15 protein-coding genes are annotated in these 17,603 nt (G+C 69.3%); 6 read left to right on the top strand and 9 right to left on the bottom strand.

Features of this window, described 5'->3' with window-relative positions; genetic code table 11:
• Positions 1 to 223: 223 nt before the first annotated feature.
• Positions 224 to 493: a 30S ribosomal protein S20 gene (gene rpsT, locus TR33_RS02685; protein WP_014912146.1), complete on the bottom strand. Its 270-nt coding sequence runs from the start codon at positions 491 to 493 to the stop codon at positions 224 to 226.
• Between the two features lie 220 nt (positions 494 to 713).
• Positions 714 to 1,691 (bottom strand): hypothetical protein, encoded by a 978-nt coding sequence (locus TR33_RS02680; RefSeq protein ID WP_042281141.1) that lies wholly within the window; start codon positions 1,689 to 1,691, stop codon positions 714 to 716.
• A gap of 241 nt (positions 1,692 to 1,932) precedes the next feature.
• On the opposite strand from TR33_RS02680, the gene lepA reads away from it, so the two are divergent.
• A complete protein-coding gene (lepA, locus tag TR33_RS02675) occupies positions 1,933 to 3,774 on the top strand; it encodes a translation elongation factor 4 (RefSeq protein WP_014912000.1) in 1,842 nt (613 codons plus the stop codon).
• A 98-nt stretch (positions 3,775 to 3,872) separates the two neighbouring features.
• Here the strand turns inward: lepA and TR33_RS02670 are convergent, their stop codons facing one another.
• The 4 genes from TR33_RS02670 to TR33_RS02655 form a co-directional block, all read right to left on the bottom strand.
• The gene (locus TR33_RS02670) at positions 3,873 to 4,775 is read right to left on the bottom strand and encodes a sugar ABC transporter permease (RefSeq protein ID WP_014909673.1); all 903 of its coding nucleotides are present in this window, start codon (positions 4,773 to 4,775) and stop codon (positions 3,873 to 3,875) included.
• Positions 4,772 to 6,385 (bottom strand): ABC transporter permease subunit, encoded by a 1,614-nt coding sequence (locus tag TR33_RS02665; protein ID WP_017534193.1) that lies wholly within the window; start codon positions 6,383 to 6,385, stop codon positions 4,772 to 4,774. Before TR33_RS02665 ends, TR33_RS02670 begins: the two co-directional genes overlap by 4 nt.
• Before the next feature lie 2 nt (positions 6,386 to 6,387).
• On the bottom strand, positions 6,388 to 7,623 hold the full coding sequence (locus TR33_RS02660; protein WP_026124943.1) for a sugar ABC transporter substrate-binding protein: 1,236 nt from the start codon (positions 7,621 to 7,623) through the stop codon (positions 6,388 to 6,390).
• A 215-nt stretch (positions 7,624 to 7,838) separates the two neighbouring features.
• A complete protein-coding gene (locus TR33_RS02655; protein WP_026124942.1) occupies positions 7,839 to 9,440 on the bottom strand; it encodes a glycoside hydrolase family 13 protein in 1,602 nt (533 codons plus the stop codon).
• A gap of 95 nt (positions 9,441 to 9,535) precedes the next feature.
• Here TR33_RS02655 and TR33_RS02650 point away from each other — a divergent pair, with 95 nt between their 5' ends.
• Both TR33_RS02650 and hemW read left to right on the top strand, forming a co-directional pair.
• Positions 9,536 to 10,597: a LacI family DNA-binding transcriptional regulator gene (locus TR33_RS02650; protein ID WP_042281138.1), complete on the top strand. Its 1,062-nt coding sequence runs from the start codon at positions 9,536 to 9,538 to the stop codon at positions 10,595 to 10,597.
• A gap of 75 nt (positions 10,598 to 10,672) precedes the next feature.
• On the top strand, positions 10,673 to 11,905 hold the full coding sequence (gene hemW / locus TR33_RS02645; protein WP_014909662.1) for a radical SAM family heme chaperone HemW: 1,233 nt from the start codon (positions 10,673 to 10,675) through the stop codon (positions 11,903 to 11,905).
• Positions 11,906 to 11,962: 57 nt separating this feature from the next.
• Here hemW and TR33_RS02640 read toward each other — a convergent pair whose 3' ends face one another.
• The 3 genes from TR33_RS02640 to TR33_RS02630 form a co-directional block, all read right to left on the bottom strand.
• On the bottom strand, positions 11,963 to 12,607 hold the full coding sequence (locus tag TR33_RS02640; protein WP_042281135.1) for a DUF4870 domain-containing protein: 645 nt from the start codon (positions 12,605 to 12,607) through the stop codon (positions 11,963 to 11,965).
• Between the two features lie 201 nt (positions 12,608 to 12,808).
• Positions 12,809 to 13,189 (bottom strand): DUF4870 domain-containing protein, encoded by a 381-nt coding sequence (locus TR33_RS02635; protein ID WP_084570180.1) that lies wholly within the window; start codon positions 13,187 to 13,189, stop codon positions 12,809 to 12,811.
• A 451-nt stretch (positions 13,190 to 13,640) separates the two neighbouring features.
• Positions 13,641 to 14,480 carry a DUF3097 domain-containing protein gene (locus TR33_RS02630; protein ID WP_042281133.1) on the bottom strand — a complete coding sequence of 280 codons (840 nt, stop codon included), beginning with the start codon at positions 14,478 to 14,480 and terminating at the stop codon, positions 13,641 to 13,643.
• 177 nt (positions 14,481 to 14,657) lie between these two features.
• Between TR33_RS02630 and hrcA the strand changes: the two genes are divergently transcribed.
• From hrcA to TR33_RS02615, 3 genes are read left to right on the top strand one after another with little or no spacing between them, the layout of a single operon-like run.
• Positions 14,658 to 15,671, top strand: coding sequence for a heat-inducible transcriptional repressor HrcA (gene hrcA, locus TR33_RS02625; protein ID WP_014910672.1), 1,014 nt, complete (start codon positions 14,658 to 14,660; stop codon positions 15,669 to 15,671).
• Between the two features lie 4 nt (positions 15,672 to 15,675).
• The gene (gene dnaJ, locus TR33_RS02620; RefSeq protein WP_014908589.1) at positions 15,676 to 16,821 is read left to right on the top strand and encodes a molecular chaperone DnaJ; all 1,146 of its coding nucleotides are present in this window, start codon (positions 15,676 to 15,678) and stop codon (positions 16,819 to 16,821) included.
• Positions 16,818 to 17,561, top strand: a complete 744-nt coding sequence (locus TR33_RS02615) for a 16S rRNA (uracil(1498)-N(3))-methyltransferase (protein ID WP_042281130.1) — start codon at positions 16,818 to 16,820, stop codon at positions 17,559 to 17,561. Before dnaJ ends, TR33_RS02615 begins: the two co-directional genes overlap by 4 nt.
• Positions 17,562 to 17,603: the final 42 nt, after the last annotated feature.

Below are 17,603 nucleotides of genomic sequence, written 5' to 3'. Positions count from 1 at the left end.
CGTTCCTCGGGGGACGGCACGGAGGGACGGCGCCGTGACCGGCGCGGAACGGTCATGGAACAACGCTAGAGAGCGGGGTCCGCCTCTGTCACCGGCCGATTCCTCCCTGTGGACAACTCACCGGGCCGAGACCGTCGACCGGGTTCTCCCCGAGCGGGGGAACACGAGGGCCCGGCCTCCCCGTGGGGAGACCGGGCCCTGTGAAGCTCGGATCGCTCGGTCCTCAGGCGGACTGGATCGAGTGCAGGCGCTTGGCGATCGCGCTCTTGCGGTTCGCGGCCTGGTTCTTGTGGATGACGCCCTTGCTGGTCGCCTTGTCCAGGGCGCGGGCGGCCTCGCGCTGCGCCACGGTGGCCTTCTCGACGTCCCCGGCCTCGGCGGCCTCGCGGAACTTACGAACGGCCGTCTTCAGGGAAGAGCGCACGGCCTGGTTACGGACACGGGCCTTCTCGTTCTGCCGAATGCGCTTCTTCTGCGACTTGATGTTCGCCATGCGAAAACGTGCTCCAGTTGCTCTGATCATCGCGTCGGTCGAACAGACGGCTCATCTCACGGGCAGCCGATCCGTGAGGGGCGCGCGTGGGCGCCGACGCAGGGTGTGTGAGTCCACAGGGCTCAAATTCGAACGTGGAAGTCCGAGACACGGACTTCTCAGTATGCCGCATTCGACGGACCACTCGGGCCCCGTACCGCGAGGCGTCGACCACCTCGGATCACGGAGCCAGTGACAGCCAACCGTTCCGGTAGGCCTCCAGGTCGTCCTCGTCGGCCTCGTCCGCCAGATAGAGGGCCACGCCCCGGCCCATCTCCTCGGGGGGTTCGGCCTCGGAGAGTCCCAGCCGTACGCCGGCGATCGCGGTCATGGCGTTCTCCTCGGAGCTCGCGGGTCCCCACTCCTCGTTCTCGTAGGTGGGAACGCCGAACCGCAGGGTCAGGTCCTCCCGGCCCTGGAGCGCCGCCACCGACTCGGTCACCTGGCGCACCATGAAACCGCCGTACATACCGCCGGTGGGCATGTTCGCGTCCACACCGGGAAGGACGACCTCGTCGGCGTGCCGCGAGACCCGTTCCAGATAGCCCTTGGACCAGTACTTCTCCTCGCCGCCGGCGATGAAGGACGGCATGCGGCCACCGGGCAGCAGCTCCACGTGCTGGGCCTGGAGCGACAGCACGGGCTCCTCGCCCAGTTCCTCGCGGACCATCTCCATCAGGGTGGGGATCGACGGATCGTTGACCGTCACCGGGCGGATCTCCAGGTGCGCGCCGGCGAAGCCGTCCTCGACCACCTCGGCCACGCGAGGGGCCAGAATCTCCCGCGCCTCGGCGGGGAACCGGTCGCGGATCAGGGACGAGCCGGTCTCCACGTACCGGAGCCAGGCCAGCGGGCGCACGTCGGGATGGCGCGTGTCCAGCCAGGACAGCAGGGCGTCGGTCTCCGGAACGCGTTCGACGGTCCCGTCGTCGGCCACGTCGCCCGCGTACACGTACAGGGTGTCCACACCACCGGTGTCCAGGAGCGCCGCGAGGCTCTCGGTGTCCTCCCAGGAACCGACCCAGGCCGCGTCCGTCTGCTGGGAGGCCGCCCAGGGCAGCGGCGTCCCCGAGTACTGATGGCTCAGCAGCGCTCCCGCGGCCACCACCAGAACCAGGACCGCCGCCACTCCGGCGATCAACCGTTTCAGAAACCACATCACCCGTACGTCACCCGCTCTCCCAAGGCACCGGCGGGCCCGTTCCCGTCGCCGGTTCGCATAACCTGGACGTCGACATCCGCTTGTCGCGCCCATACTGCCGTACCCCTCCCGGAAACATCCGGTGAGGGCGGTCCGGGCGCCATGGGATGATGAAGGATGCCGTGCGCCCGAGGCCACGGCGGGCGGCGCCCTCACCGGCGCGCACGACCCTGACCCGACCCCTGTCGAACGGAGCACGGTGGCACAGCCGAACTGGACCGATCCCGCGCTGATCCGCAACTTCTGCATCATCGCGCACATCGACCATGGCAAGTCGACGCTGGCCGACCGGATGCTCCAGATCACCGGGGTCGTCGAGGACCGCCAGATGCGCGCCCAGTATCTGGACCGGATGGACATCGAGCGCGAGCGCGGCATCACGATCAAGTCCCAGGCGGTGCGGATCCCCTTCACCGCGGCGGACGACCTCACCTACACGCTCGACCTCATCGACACCCCGGGGCACGTCGACTTCACCTACGAGGTGTCGCGTTCCCTGGCCGCCTGCGAGGGCGCGATCCTGCTGGTCGACGCCGCGCAGGGGATCGAGGCCCAGACCCTCGCCAACCTCTACATGGCGCTGGAGAACGACCTCCACATCATCCCGGTGCTCAACAAGATCGACCTTCCCGCGGCCCAGCCCGAGAAGTACGCCGAGGAGCTGGCCGGGATCATCGGCTGTGAGCCTTCCGACGTGCTCAAGGTCAGCGCCAAGACGGGCGAGGGCGTGGAGGCCCTCCTCAACGAGATCGTCGCCCAGATTCCGCCGCCGGTCGGTGATGCCGACGCCCCGGCCCGCGCGATGATCTTCGACTCGGTCTACGACACCTACCGCGGTGTGGTGACCTACGTGCGTGTCGTGGACGGCAAGCTCAGCCCGCGTGAGCGCATCCAGATGATGTCGACCCGGGCCTCCCACGAGATCCTGGAGATCGGCGTCAGCTCGCCCGAGCCCACCAAGTGCGGTGGTCTGGGCGTCGGCGAGGTCGGTTACATCATCACGGGCGTCAAGGATGTGCGCCAGTCCAAGGTCGGTGACACCATCACCTCCCTGGCCAAGCCGGCGGAGGACATGCTCTCCGGCTACCAGGAGCCCAAGCCGATGGTGTTCTCGGGTCTGTACCCGATCGAGGGCACCGACTACCCGGTGTTGCGCGACGCGCTGGACAAGCTCCAGCTCAACGACGCCGCCCTGAACTTCGAGCCCGAGACCTCCGCGGCCCTGGGCTTCGGCTTCCGCTGCGGTTTCCTGGGGCTGCTGCACCTGGAGATCACCCGCGCCCGCCTGGAGCGCGAGTTCAACCTCGACCTCATCTCGACGGCGCCCAACGTCATCTACCGGGTGGAGATGGAGGACGGCGCCGAGCACGTGGTGACCAACCCGAGCGAGTTCCCCACCGGGAAGATCGACTCGATCCACGAGCCGATGGTCAAGGCCACCGTCCTCAGCCCGTCCGACTACATCGGTCAGATCATGGAGCTGTGCCAGGACCGTCGTGGTGAGCTCCAGGGCATGGACTACCTGTCCGAGGACCGTGTGGAGATGCGTTACACGCTCCCCATGGCCGAGATCGTCTTCGACTTCTTCGACGCCCTCAAGTCCCGGACCAAGGGTTACGCCTCGCTGGACTACGAGCCCATCGGCGAGCAGGTCGCCGACCTGGTCAAGGTCGACATCCTTCTCCAGGGCGAGGCCGTGGACGCCTTCTCCGCCATCGTGCACAAGGAGAAGGCCTACGCCTACGGCGTGGAGATGACCAAGAAGCTGCGCGAGCTCATCCCCCGGCAGCAGTTCGAGGTTCCGGTCCAGGCGGCCATCGGTGCCCGCGTGATCGCCCGTGAGAACATCCGTGCCATCCGCAAGGACGTGCTGGCCAAGTGCTACGGCGGTGACATCAGCCGTAAGCGCAAGCTGCTGGAGCGTCAGAAGGAGGGCAAGAAGCGGATGAAGATGGTCGGCCGGGTCGAGGTGCCCCAGGAGGCCTTCATCTCCGCGCTGTCCACCGACGGCGGTTCGGCCGAGGACAAGAAGAAGAAGTAGTGCCTGTTCGTGCGCCGTCCCCTCTCGGGACGGCACACGAGACGACGAGGGGCGCCCCCGACGCGGGGACGCCCCTCGTTCCGTTCTCCGTGGCCCCGCTAACCCTTGACGGCTCCGGTGGTCAGGCCCTCGCTGATGTAGCGCTGGAGGAACCAGAACACCGCCAACGTGGGCAGGGAGAGCATGACGGCGCCCACCGCGAACATGCCGAAGTTGGCGTTGCGCTGGGAGTCCACGAGCTGGTACAGCCCCAGCCCCAGGGTCTGGGCCCCGGTGTCTCGGAGGAAGACGCTGGCCAGAAGGAACTCGTTGATGGTGGAGACGAACACCAGGAGCCCCACGATCGCCAGCACCGGGGTGACCAGGGGCAGCATGATCCGGAAGAACACCTGGGCGTGCGTGGCCCCGTCCATCTGGGCGGACTCGTCCAGTTCCCTGGGCACGGTGTCGAAGAAGCCCTTCATGAGCCAGGTGTTGATACTCAGGGCGCCGCCCAGGTACACCAGCAGCAGCCCCCACCGGGTGTCGAAGCCGATCACCGGATAGAGCTCTCCGAGGTCGGAGAACATCAGGTAGATCGCCACGATCGCCAGGAACTGGGGGAACATCTGGATGACCAGGAGCCCGATCAGTCCCACGCGTCGCCCCTTGAACCGCATCCGGCTGAAGGCGTAGGCGGCCAGCGCGGACAGTAGGACGGTGATCGCCGCGTTCCCGATGGCGAAGAACAGGGAGTTGACGTACCAGGTGGCGAACGGGGTGTTCTGGAACAGGTCCTGGGCGTTGGCCATGCTCGCCCCGGTCGGCCACAGCCGGGAGCCGCTCAGCGTGCCGATCGGGTTCAGCGCGGCCGAGACCACGAACAGCACCGGGAAGACCGCGAAGATCACCACGGGCCACATCACGGCGTGGCGCCACCCCAGTCGGCCGGCCCATAGGAGGAACCGGTCGGTGGTGGAGCGCCGGTGGACGGGGCGGACGGTGGTGTCGGGGACGCTCATCGGTCCACCTCCTGGAGGGCCTTGGTCCTGCTCAGACCGGTCACCGACATCACCGAGACGATCAGGAAGATCATCACCGACAGCGCGGCCGCGTACCCGTACTGGGCGGTGGCCTCACTGAACGCGAGTCGGTAGGTGTAGGTGATGAGAAGGTCGGTGGCGCCGCTCGCGGCGGTGCCCTCCGAACCGTACGGCCCGCCCCTGGTGACCAGCCATACCGCGTTGAAGTTGTTGAAGTTGAAAGCGAACGTGGCGATGAGGATCGGGGTCATGGCGACCATGAGCAGGGGCAGGGTGACGTGGCGGAAGGCCTGCCAGGGGCCCGCGCCGTCCAACCGGGCCGCCTGGCCCAGCTCGCGGGGCACGGCCTGGAGGGCGCCGGTCGCGACGAGGAACATGTACGGGTAGCCCAGCCAGACGTTGGTCAGGATCACCGCGGCCCGAGCGGCCCATACGTTCCCGAGCCAGTCGACCTGCAACCCCAGCATCCGGTTGAAGAGACCGAAGTCGACGTTGAACATGTCCCGCCACAACAGGTACATGGCCAACGAGCTCATGGCGTAGGGGAGGATCACCAGGACCCGGTAGAACGTCTTGCCGCGCATCTTCGGAACGTGCAGGGTCAGGGCCACCGCCAGACCCACCACGAACACCAGGAAGGTGACCGAGGCGGCGAAGACGATGTTCCACACCAGGGTGCCGAAGAAGGAGGAGGCGAAGGACGGGTCGAGCAGGAACCGGGAGAAGTTGTCCAGGCCGACGCCGACCTGCCAACCCTGGGCGAGCCGTCGTCCGTCCTCGTCGTAGAAGGCGCCCCGTTCGTCGTCGGCGTGGTAGACCGTGCCGGTCTCGGTGTCCTCGATACAGTCGCAGGCCTGGTCGTAGACGCGGACGGCGGTGCCCTCGAAGGCGGTGGACAGTCCGCTGGAGCGGATGCCGGAGCCGTCGTCGGTGGGCACCGCGAACTCCTGGAGTTCGCCGCTGCGCTCGTTGACCTGCGCGGGTGTCAGGATCGTGTAGCCGAGGGCGCCGGTGACCCGGCCCGAGGGGTCGACCTGGGCTCCGATGAGCTCGTTCAGCCCCTCCTCGGTACCGGCGTAGGTGTCTCCCTCGGGCGAGGTGAGGAGGAAGACCAGGTCGCCGGTGTCGGGGTCGCCCGTGGTGGCGACGGTGAGGGCGAACTCCCGGGAGTCGTCCTCTCGGACCACCGAGAACGCCTCGATGGAGGCGATCGCCTGTTCCTTCGACCCCCGATGCCCGTCGCTCATGTTGGTGAGCGAGGTGCTCATCGTGTAGAGCACCGGGAAGATCTGGAAGGCCATCAGGAACAGGACGCCGGGCACCAGGTACTTGGCGGGGACGGTGCGTCCGGAGAGGTAGACGTAGTAGACCAGCGCCACCACGGCCACGACGAGGCCGATGCCCCACCACACGCCGGCCAGGTACAGCGGCAGGACCGCCCACACGCCCAGGGCGGTGAACAGGCCGAGCAGGAGGATCTTGACGATCCTGCCGCCGAGGGAGCCTTGGAACCTTCTCTCCGCGGGATGCCGGCGGCCGGTCGCTCCCGATGCGGGAGTTCCCGTGCCGCCGGAACGGTCGGTCGCCACCCTTATCCGCCGATCCGCTCGGCGACGGTCTCGTGGGCGGTCTCCAGAGACTCACGGACGTCCTCGCCGCCGATGATCCGGGCCTGGGCGATGCCCAGCGGGTCCCAGGTCTCGCCCATCTCGGGGATGTTGGGCATGGGCATGCCGTTCTCGCCGGTCTCGGCCATCGTGGCGATGGCGGGGTTCTCGGCGGAGATCGTCTCGAGGGCTTCGAGCTGGACCGGGGTTCGCGGGTCGGCCTCGTACAGGGAGAGGATGAAGTCGGGGTCGGTGACGTGGTTGACCACGAACTCCTCGGCGAGGGCGCTGTTGGGGCTGCCGTCGGTCACGAAGAAGGCCTGGTAGCCGATGTAGGGGGCCGCGGGGTCCTTGCCCTCGAAGCCGGGGATGGCGCTGATCTCGTAGTCGATGTCGGAGGCCTCGGCGTCGCCGATGGTCCAGGGGCCCGCCACGAAGAAGGGGGCCTTCCCGTCGAAGAAGAGGGCCGCCTCGTTCTCCAGGTCGATGGAGCGGCGCAGCACGCCCTCGCCGGCCTCGCCGTATTCGGCGATCAGCTCCATGGCCTCGATGGTCTCGTCGGAGCCGATGCCCAGGTCCTCGGGGTCCCAGTCGCCCTCGGAGTCCTGCCCGAACAGGTAGCCGCCGGCGGAGGTCATGAGCGCGTTCATCCGGTAGGGGTCGCCCTCTTGGCCGACCGCCATGGCCAGGACCTCCTCGGCCTCTCCGGCCTCCTTGAGCCCCGTGCCGATCTCCACGAGCTCCTCGAAGGTCTCGGGGGCGTCGGGCGCCAGCTCGGTGTTGCGCATGAGGAAGATGTTCTCCTGCGTGTACGGAACGCCGAGCAGCCGTCCCTCCAGGGTCATGGCCTCCAACGCGGTCTCGTCCAGCGCGGCCTCGCGGTCGGCGGGCAGGTCGATCGGCTGCACCGTGCCGTTGCGCATGAGGTTGCCGGCCCAGTCGTGGGCGCCGACGAAGATGTCGGGGGCGTTGCCCGCCTGGTGGGCGTTGACGACGTCGCCCTGGATGTCGTCGAAGGAGACGTTCTGGACGTCGATCTCGATGCCGTTGGCCTCGCCGAACGCGGCGGCGGCGCTCTGAACGGCGTCGGCCCGCTCGGGGTCGGACCAGATGACGAGGGTGGGGGCGCTCGTGTCACCGGCGTCACCGTCGCCGCACGCGCTCGCCGTCAACGCGATCGCGGCGATTCCGGCGACCGCCGACACTCTGCTGGATCTCATGGTGTCTTCCTTCCGGGGGCCTGTCGGGGTCGGGCATGCGGTGCGCCGAGGGGTCGGCACCAACGCGGGGGCATGCTCGGTGATGTGACGTTAGCAACTCCTTGCAAACTTTGAAAGGCTTTGCAGACGTCAGGGATAAAGATGTGGAAACACCCCGGAAACGGATGGGGCAAGGGCGGGGTCCTCCACCGAAGGGGAGGACCCCGCGGGGTGCGTCACACGCGCAGCCACACCGCGGTCTCGGCGGGCAGACGCAGGACGTCGTCGGTCGTCTTCACACCGGGGCCGGAGTCCACCAGCACCTCGCCGGAGAAGGGCAGTTCGACCGGCGCCTCGGTGAGGTTCACGGCCACACGGACGCCCGGCTCGCGCTCGAAGCACAAAACGCCCTCGGGCGAGTCCAGCCAGGTCATGGACCCGTCACCCAACGCCTCCAGCTCACGGCGCAGCCGCAGGGCGGCGGTGTACAGCTCCAGGGTCGAACCCTCGACACCGCGCTGGGCGGCCCGGGAGAGCTCCCCCCAGTGCTCGGGGACCGGCAGCCACGGCTCGCTCCCCTCGGGACCGAAGCCGAACGGCGCGACGTCCCCCTCCCAGGGCAGGGGCACACGGCAGCCGTCACGACCGCGATCGGTGTGGCCCGACCGCTTCCAGGTCGGGTCCTGGAGGGACTCCTCCGGCAGGTCGGTGACCTCGGGAAGCCCGAGCTCCTCGCCCTGGTAGAGGTAGACCGAACCGGGGAGCGCCAACATGAGCAGGGTCGCGGCCCTGGCGCGCCGGAGCCCCTGCTCGCCATCGCCGAACCGGGTCACGTGCCGGGTGACGTCGTGGTTGGACAGCACCCACGTGGTGGTCGCGCCCACCGTTCCATTGGCGGCCAGCGAACCGTCGATCACCTCGCGCAGACGGTTCGCGTCCCAGGGGGCGGTCAGGTACTCGAAGTTGAACGCCTGGTGCAGCTCGTCCGGGCGCAGGTAGCGCGCCACCCGCTCGGCGTTCTCCACCCAGGCCTCGGCCACCAGTGCGCGGTCCCCCGGGTACTCGGCGGCCAGCGCCGACCAGCGACGGTAGATCTCGTGCACACCGTCCTGGTCGAAGTAGGGCAGTGTGGTGCTGCCGTCGAGCAGATCGGCCTTGGCGTCCGGGTCGATGTCGGGCAGCGCCGGATCCTTGACCATCCCGTGCGCCACGTCGATCCGGAAACCGTCCACCCCGCGGTCCAACCAGAAGCGCAGCACGTCGTCGAACTCGTCGTGCACCTCCTGGTGGGTCCAGTCGAAGTCGGGCTGCTCGGAGTCGAACAGGTGCAGGTACCACTGCTCGGGCGTGCCGTCGGGCCTCTGGAGCCGGGTCCAGGCCGGGCCGCCGAAGATCGACTTCCAGTTGTTCGGCGGCTCCTCCCCGTCGGGGCCCTTGCCGTCCCGGAAGATGTAGCGCGCGCGGGCGGGGGAACCGGGTTCGGCCGCCACCGCTTCGCGGAACCACCGGTGGGCCGAGGAGGAGTGGTTGGGGACCACGTCGATGATCATCCGGATGCCCAGGTCGTGGGCGCTCCGAAGGAGAGCGTCGAAGTCGTCGAGGGTGCCGAACCTGGGGTCGACGTCCCGGTAGTCGGCCACGTCGTAGCCCCCGTCCGCGAGGGGGGAGACGTAGAAGGGGGTCAGCCAGATCGCATCGACACCCAGTTCGGCGAGGTCGGGAAGACGCTCGCGGATGCCCGCCAGATCGCCCTCCCCGTCACCGTTGGAGTCGGCGAAGCTGCGCACGTAGATCTGGTAGATGGCTGCCTCGCGCCACCAACGCGCCTTGTGCTCCATCAACGGGATCCTTCCCAATCAGGATTGCAAGTTCTTGCGCAAGATTACCGTCAACTTTCTGTCATGTGATGCCGATCTCCACTAGAGTTGTGCGCATGGGTCCACGACTAGCCGACATCGCACGGCACGCAGGAGTCAGCGAGGCCACCGTCTCGCGTGTGCTCAACGACAAGCCCGGCGTCGGCGGCGACACCCGTAAGGCCGTCCTCACCGCCTTGGACGTGCTCGGCTACGAGCGTCCCGCCAGGTTGCGCCAACGCTCCGCCGGCCTGGTCGGCATGGTCACCCCCGAACTGGACAACCCGGTGTTCCCGATGTTCGCGCAGGCCGCGGAGAGCGCCCTGGCCCAACGCGGCTACACACCGGTGCTGTGCACCCAGACCCCCGGCGGGATATCGGAGGACGAGTACGTCGAACTCCTGTTGGAGCGCAACGTCTCGGGCATCCTCTTCATCTCCGGAAAACACGCCGACACCAGCGCCTCCCACGAGCGCTACCAGGCCCTGGTCTCCAGACGCCTGCCCATCGTCCTGGTCAACGGCTACGCCGACGCCATCCCCGCCGCCTTCATCTCCGCCGACGACCGCGAGGCCGGCCGCCTGGCCGTCGACCACCTGGTCGCCCTGGGGCACACCCGCATCGGCTTCACCAGCGGCCCCGAGCGTTACGTGCCGGTCCGTCGCAAGCTGGAGGGCTTCCATCGCGCCCTGGCCGAACACGGACTGGACGGCGACGGGCTGGTCGAACTCTCCCTGTTCGGCGTCGAGGGCGGACACGCCGCCGCCGTCCGTCTGATCGAACGCGGGGTCACCGCCATGGTCTGCGGATCCGACCTCATGGCGCTCGGCGCCATCAGGGCCGCCCGTCAGCGGGGCCTGCGCGTCCCCCGGGACTTCTCCGTGGTCGGCTACGACGACTCCCAGCTCATCGCCTTCACCGACCCGCCCCTGACCACCGTCAGGCAGCCCGTCACCGCCATGGCCATGGCCGCCGCCCGCGCCCTGTGCGACGAGATCGCCGGCCACCCGGTCTCGCACACCGAGTACCTCTTCGACCCCGAACTGGTGGTGCGCGGCTCGACCGCCGTCGCCCCGCCGGCCCCCACGCTCGCGGACCCTCCGCTCCGCGACCCCGAACGCGTCGCCGGAGGCCGCTGAACCGGGGCTCCGAGGCCGCTCGACCGGCGGAACACACCGGTCGGGGCACTACGGAGGGTCGGCGACACTGGGGACATGCCTTCCGTAGCCCTCGATGGTGAACCCGTCCCTCGCACCGGGGACCTTCCCGCGCACTCCCTCGCCGAGCTCGGGGACCGACCCCTCGGGTTCTACGTCCACGTGCCCTTCTGCGTCACCCGCTGCGGCTACTGCGACTTCAACACCTACACCGCCGACGAGCTCGTCTCCCGGGACGGCACCGCCACCGCCTCCCGGGAGACCTACGCCGGACAGGCGGTGGCCGAGATCGAGACGGCCGACCGCGTCCTGGCCGGAGACCGCCCTCGCGTGAGCACCGTGTTCGTCGGCGGAGGCACCCCCACCCTGCTCTCCGCCGAGGACCTGGGACGTATCGTCTCCGCGATCGGCGACCGCTTCGGGTTCGCCCCCGACGCGGAGATCACCACCGAGGCCAACCCCGAGACCGTCACCCCCGACTACCTGCGCCGTCTCAGGCGGGCCGGGTTCACCCGGGTCTCCTTCGGCATGCAGAGCGCACGCCCGCACGTCCTGCGCGTCCTCGAACGCGGGCACACCCCGGGCCGCCCCGAACAGTGCGTCACCTGGGCGCGCGAGGCCGGGTTCGACCACGTCAACCTCGACCTCATCTACGGCACCCCCGGCGAGAGCGACGAGGACTGGGCCGCCTCGCTCGAGGCCGCCATCGGGGCCGGCCCCGACCACGTCTCCGCCTACTCGCTCATCGTCGAGGAGGGGACCCGTCTGGCCGCCCGCGTCCGCCGAGGCGAACTCACCGAACCCGACGACGACGCCATGGCCGACCGCTACCTCATGGCGGACGAGGCCCTCGCGTCCGCCGGATACACGCCCTACGAGGTGTCCAACTGGGCGCGCACCGAAGAGGGACGCAGCGCCCACAACCTGCTCTACTGGACCGGCGGTCACTGGTGGGGCGTGGGACCCGGGGCGCACAGCCACGTCGGGGGGACCCGTTGGTGGAACGTCAAGCACCCCGCCGCCTACGCGGCCCGCCTGGCCGCCGGAGAGACCCCCGCCCAGGCGAGGGAGATCCTCACCGACGCCGAACGCCGCTTCGAACGGATCCTGCTCGAACTGCGGGTGGAGTCCGGCTGCCCGCTGGAGCTGCTCGACGCCCACGGACTGGCGGCCGCGGAACGGCTGGTCGCGGACGGGCTCCTGGACCCCCGCGCGCACGCCGAGGGCCGCGCCGTCCTGACCCGACGGGGACGGCTGCTCGCCGACGCCGTGGTCCGCGACCTCACCTGACCCGACGGACACGACGAAGGGGCCCGGCGAGGCCGGGCCCCTCTCGTACGTCGAGGACTACTTGATCCAGGAGACGTTGAACGGATAGCGGTACCACTCGCCCTTGTTCGCGGCCATACCGCCCATGATGCCGAACACGATCGCGCACACCCACGCGGCGAACCAGGTGAGGTAGCCGATGATCAGGAGCATGAGCGGGAACGAGACGATGTAGACGATCAGGATCAGGATCTGGAAGTTCAGCGCCTGCGCCGCCTGGTCGCGGATGAAGGGGGACTCGTCCTTCTTGATCAGGTACATGATCAGCGGAACCAGGAGGCCGAGGAGGCCACCGCCCAGGTGGGAGATCAGACCCATGCTGCGCTCGTCGGCGTTGGGCTGACCGGTGGTCGCGGAGGAGGCCGCCGCGCCGGGGTGGGGCCCGTAACCGCCGTAGCCGCCGTAGCCACCGGGAGGGGGCGGGTAGCCGCCCTGGTCCTGCCCGGGGGGCGGGAAACCGCCCTGCTCGTGGCCCATGGGCGGGTACCCGCCCTGCTGAGGGTGCTCGCCGGGGTGGCCGGGAGGCGGATACCCGCCGGGCTGCCCCGGAGTCGGATACCCACCGGAGGGCTGTCCCCCCTGCGGCGGCGGATACCCGCCGTATCCGCCCTGGTTCTGCCCACCGTAGGGATCTTCGGGTGAGGGGTTTCCGGGATAGGACATGACTGGAATCCTTGAGGTGCGGGAACTGGGTCTACCTGCCGGTTCCGAGAGTACTTCGGCCTCGAGGCCGCGCGGAAACCGGAAATGAACACGGACACCACGACTTTCGAGGGTGTTCCGGAAGAAGGGTACGGCCGGTCACCGACACGTCGCCCGCCGGCACGTTCCGCGGACCCCGCGATGGATCCCATGGCGCAAGGGTCACTTCAGGAGACGGAGGGCGAACGGGTAGCGGTTCCAGGCCCCGTTGTTCGCCCCCGACGCCGCGATCACGCCGAGGACGATCGCCACGAGCCAGATCAGGGCGACGAGTAGAGGGCCGATCCAGGCCAGACCCCCGAGGAAGAGCCCCAGGACGACGTAGAGCACCCCCGAGAGCAGATAGGGGATCAGCAGGGTGAGCTGGAAGTTCGTGGCCTCCGCAGCGTGATGCCGCGCGAACGGGGAACGCTCGCGTTCGGCGAGGTAGACGGCGAGCGGTGGGATCCAACCGAGGAAGGCGAACACGAAACCGGACAGGTGGGCGAGCATCGCCGCCAGGACGTCGCGGCCACCGCCGACCGGCGCGGGGGCGGCGGACACGGGGTGGGGCGCGCCCTGGCCGGGGTGTCCCCCCTGAACCGGAGCGCCCTGGGGAGCTTGAGGGGTCGGCGCGGGGTGCCCGCCCGACGGGTGATGTGGCGCCGGAGCCGGGTGATCCTGACGGGGCCCCTGGGGCACGGGCGGAGTCGGAGGGGCGAAGTCCGGGCGCCCGCCCATCAAAGGCCGCCGTCCGAGGGTGTGATGGTCACCGGCCGCGGGCGGGGCCGGACGGGGAGAACCCTCAGGTCGCTGCGGAGGGGGCGCGGGATGCCCGCCCGACGGACCTCCCGGATCGGGAGAGGCCCCCGGACCACCTCTCTGGTCCCGGTGCGGCGGCCACTGCCCCCGAGGCTCGTCCGGGGACGGGGGGTTCGACGGGGTCTCGCTCATGCTCTTCCTCGGTTCGACGGTCGGGACGTCGGGCGGACACACCACGACGGCGCCCGGGACCTCAGTCTTCCAGGGGGTGGGGGCCGGTGACGAAGTCGATGAGCTCCTCGACCCGCCCCAACAGGGAGGGTTCGAGATCACCGTAACCGCGGACCGAACCGAGGATGCGCCGCCAGGCCTCGCCCGTCTCCATCCGCCAACCCAGCGCGGAGACCACCCCCTCCTTCCAGGGGAGCCCCCGAGGGACCTCGGGCCAGGCCCGGATCCCCACCGCCCCGGGGCGCACCGCCTGCCACACGTCCACGTACGGATGCCCCACCACGAGCACGTCCTCGCCCTGGACACGCTCGGCGATCCGGCTCTCCTTGGAACCCGGGACCAGATGGTCCACCAGGACGCCCAGACGCCGCCCCGGTCCGGGGGAGAACTCCGCCACCACCGAGGGCAGATCGTCCACGCCCTCCAGGAACTCCACGGCCACACCCTCCACACGAAGGTCGTGACCCCACACCTTCTCCACCAGCTCCGCGTCGTGGGCGCCCTCGACGTAGATCCGACTCTCCCTGGCCGTACGAGCACGGGCGTCGGTCACCGCGATCGACCCCGAGGCGCTGCGCAACGGCCCCTTGGGCGCCTCACGAGGACGCACCAGGGTCACCGTGCGCCCCTCCAGGGAGAAGGCGGCCGGCTCCAGATCGAACACCCGCCGTCGACCGGCCCGATCCTCCAAGGTCACCGTGGCCTTGTCCCAGGCCACCACGGCCCCACAGAACGTCTCCTCGACGTCCTCCACGACCAGGTCGCGAGCGAGCGGTACCTCGGGCACCACGCTCGCGCCGCGTCGTCGTCGATCCTCCGCCAGAACGTCTCGGCCGTACCGACCGGTTCCCTTGGTAGCCACGGTGGTGCAGTGTACTGGTGAGAGGATCGGTGCTCCGGCGACCGTGTGCGGTAGGTCGCCGATCCACCGGGAAGAAGAGAGGGCGTCCCGGACGTTGCCCCCGGCGAGTAGCCGTGCGGGTTTGCGGTCGGGCATAGAATCGGCACTGAGGACCACGGAGTGCCAGGAGGTGGCGAGTTGCTGGATGAGCGCAAGCTCGCGGTCCTGCGTGCCGTCGTCGAGGACTTCGTCAACACCAACGAACCGGTCGGTTCCAGGGCGTTGGCCGACCGACACCCTCTCGGTGTCTCTCCGGCGACCATTCGCAACGACATGGTCGCGCTGGAGGAGGAGGGGTACATCACCCAGCCGCACACCAGTGCCGGACGGGTGCCCACGGACAAGGGGTACCGCCTCTTCGTGGACCGCCTCTCCTCGGTCAAACCCCTCTCCGCGGCGGAACGCCGCGCCATCGAGTCCTTCCTCGGCGGCGCCGTGGACCTCGACGAGATCGTCGCTCGCACGGTACGGCTGCTCGCGCAGCTCACCCGCCAGGTCGCGATCGTCCAGTACCCGTCGCTGACCCGCTCGTCGGTCCAGCACGTGGAACTCGTACCCCTCGGCGGCCACCGCATCATGATGGTCGTCATCACCAACACCGGCCGTGTCGAACAGCGGGTCATCGACGGCCTCGGCGTCGTCGACGAGAGCGTGGTGGAGGACCTGCGCTCCATGCTCAACCGCGCCATCGCCGGCAAACACCTCGGTGACGTGCCCGACGCGGTGGAGGACCTGCCCGCCCAGGTCGCGCCGGAGGACCGATCGTTCGCGATCGCCGTCCTCTCGGTCCTGTTGGAGAGCCTCGTCGAGCGGCACGAGGAGAAGATCGTCCTGGCGGGCACCGCCAACCTCGCGGCGGTCGACTTCGCGGCGAGCCTGCGGGACGTACTCGAAGCACTGGAAGAGAACATGGTCCTCATCCGTTTGTTGGGTGAGGCGAAGGACCCCTCGATGCTCACCGTGCGTATCGGCGCGGAGAACTTCCACGAGGGGCTTCGATCCACCTCCATCGTGTCGGCCGACTACGGTGTGGGAAACCAGTCGCTGGCCAAGATCGGTGTGGTGGGACCCACCCGGATGGACTACCCGGGGACGATGGGCGCCGTCCGTGCGGTGGCTCGGTATGTCGGACAGATTTTGGCAGGACAGTAACTCAGTGGCCAGAGACTATTACCAGGTTCTCGGGGTGCGTCGCGACGCGTCCAAGGACGAGATCAAGAAGGCGTACCGGCGGCTCGCGCGCGAGTTGCACCCGGACATCAACCCGGACCCGGCGACCCAGGAGCGCTTCAAGGAGGTGACCCAGGCCTACGAGGTCCTCTCCGACGAGAACAAGCGTCGGATGTTCGACATGGGCCAGGACCCCTTCGCTCCGGGCGGCGGGGGAGGGGCCGGCGGCTTCGGCGGCTCGGGCGGCTTCGCCTTCGACGACATCATGAACGCCTTCTTCGGCGGCGGCCAGCCCGGTGGGCGTGGGCCGCGCGAACGGGTCCGGCGCGGACGCAGCATCAAGATCCGCATCGAACTGGACCTGGTCGAGACCGCCTTCGGCGTGAGCAAGGAGATCACCTTCCCCACCGCCATCCTGTGCGAGACCTGCCAGGGTGAGGGGACGGCCGCCGGTTCGCACCGCACCACCTGCGAGATGTGCCACGGCCAGGGAGAGGTCTCCCAGGTCACGCGTTCCTTCCTGGGCCAGGTCATGACCTCGCGCCCCTGCCCGCAGTGCTCGGGCCAGGGCTCGGTCATCACCAACCCCTGCGGAGACTGCGCCGGAGAGGGGCGGGTCCGGGAGAAGGTCACCCGTACCGTCAAGATCCCCGCCGGTGTGGACGACGGCACCCGCATCCAGCTCGCCGGCGAGGGCGAGGTCGGCCCCAACGGCGGACCGCGCGGCGACATCATCCTGGAGATCGTGCAGAAGTCCCACCCGACGTTCGAACGTCGCGGCGACGACCTGCACTGCACCATCACCGTGCCGATGACGGCCGCGGCGCTGGGCGCCTCCTTCGCCTTCGACACCCTCGACGGCACCGAGAACATCGACCTGCGCCCGGGGACCAACTCCGGACACGTGATCACCCTGCCGGGCAAGGGCGTCACCCACCTCGACGGCGGAGGCCGGGGCGACCTGCGCATCCGGGTCGACGTGGAGACCCCCGGCAAGCTCGACGAGGAGCAGGAGGCCCTCCTGCGCAAGTTCGCCGAACTGCGCGGCGAGGACCAGAACCCGGGACGATTCAGCCCCGGACACGGCGGGTTCTTCTCCAAGATCCGTGACGCCTTCGGCGCGAACAAGTGACGCCGCCGGTCTTCCTGGTGGAGACCGGGGCCCTGGCCGCCGACCTGATCCGTCTCGACGGACCCGAGGGTCGGCACGCCGCCGCCGTCCGACGCATCCGTGAGGGCGAGACCGTCGATCTCTCCGACGGTCTCGGCCTCCGGGTCCGCTGCGAGGTGGTGGAGGTCGTCGGCAAGGACACCCTCCTCTGCCGAGTCTCCGAACGCCTGGACGAACCCGAGCCGCGACCACGGCTCACCGTGATCCAGGCCCTGCCCAAACGGGACCGCGGCGAACTGGCGGTCGAGACGATGACCGAGGCCGGGGTCGACGTCGTCGTCCCCTGGGCGGCCGAACGCTGCGTCACCCAGTGGAAGGGCGATCGAGGCTCCAAGGCCCTGGCCAAGTGGCGCTCCTGCGCTCGAGAGGCCGCCAAACAGGCCAGGCGTGCCCGGATGCCCGAGGTCACCGAACCGGTCGACCGCAAGGGCGCGGCCGAACTGCTCGCCGCGGCCGATCTGGCCGTGGTCCTGCACGAGGACGGCGCCGAACGGCTCTCCACGCTCACCCTCCCCGAAGCCCCCCACGACGGAGGCATCGTCCTGGTGGTGGGGCCGGAGGGAGGAGTATCCGACGCCGAACTCGCCGCCTTCGACGAGGCCGGCGCCGTACGGGCCCTACTCGGGCCCTCGGTCCTACGGACCTCCACGGCCGGAGTGGCGGCACTGTCGGTACTCCAGGCGCGCACCGGACGCTGGTGACCGCACCCGGCACCGCCGGACCGCGAACACGAAGAGAACGAA

Origin of the sequence: Nocardiopsis alba (assembly GCF_000710955.1) — a bacterium.
Taxonomy (GTDB): domain Bacteria; phylum Actinomycetota; class Actinomycetes; order Streptosporangiales; family Streptosporangiaceae; genus Nocardiopsis; species Nocardiopsis alba.
Note: the sequence above shows the minus strand (reverse complement) of the source record. Positions and strands in the feature narration are given on the sequence as shown.

Bases quoted from the DNA above. Each gene is read 5' to 3' on its own strand.
- TR33_RS02640 (WP_042281135.1), bottom strand. From the start codon at position 12,607: ATGTCCTATCCCGGAAACCCCTCACCCGAAGATCCCTACGGTGGGCAG.
- TR33_RS02670 (WP_014909673.1), bottom strand. From the start codon at position 4,775: ATGAGCGTCCCCGACACCACCGTCCGCCCCGTCCACCGGCGCTCCACC.
- TR33_RS02680 (WP_042281141.1), bottom strand. From the start codon at position 1,691: ATGTGGTTTCTGAAACGGTTGATCGCCGGAGTGGCGGCGGTCCTGGTT.
- TR33_RS02650 (WP_042281138.1), top strand. From the start codon at position 9,536: ATGGGTCCACGACTAGCCGACATCGCACGGCACGCAGGAGTCAGCGAG.
- rpsT (WP_014912146.1), bottom strand. From the start codon at position 493: ATGGCGAACATCAAGTCGCAGAAGAAGCGCATTCGGCAGAACGAGAAG.
- TR33_RS02660 (WP_026124943.1), bottom strand. From the start codon at position 7,623: ATGAGATCCAGCAGAGTGTCGGCGGTCGCCGGAATCGCCGCGATCGCG.
- TR33_RS02655 (WP_026124942.1), bottom strand. From the start codon at position 9,440: ATGGAGCACAAGGCGCGTTGGTGGCGCGAGGCAGCCATCTACCAGATC.
- hemW (WP_014909662.1), top strand. From the start codon at position 10,673: ATGCCTTCCGTAGCCCTCGATGGTGAACCCGTCCCTCGCACCGGGGAC.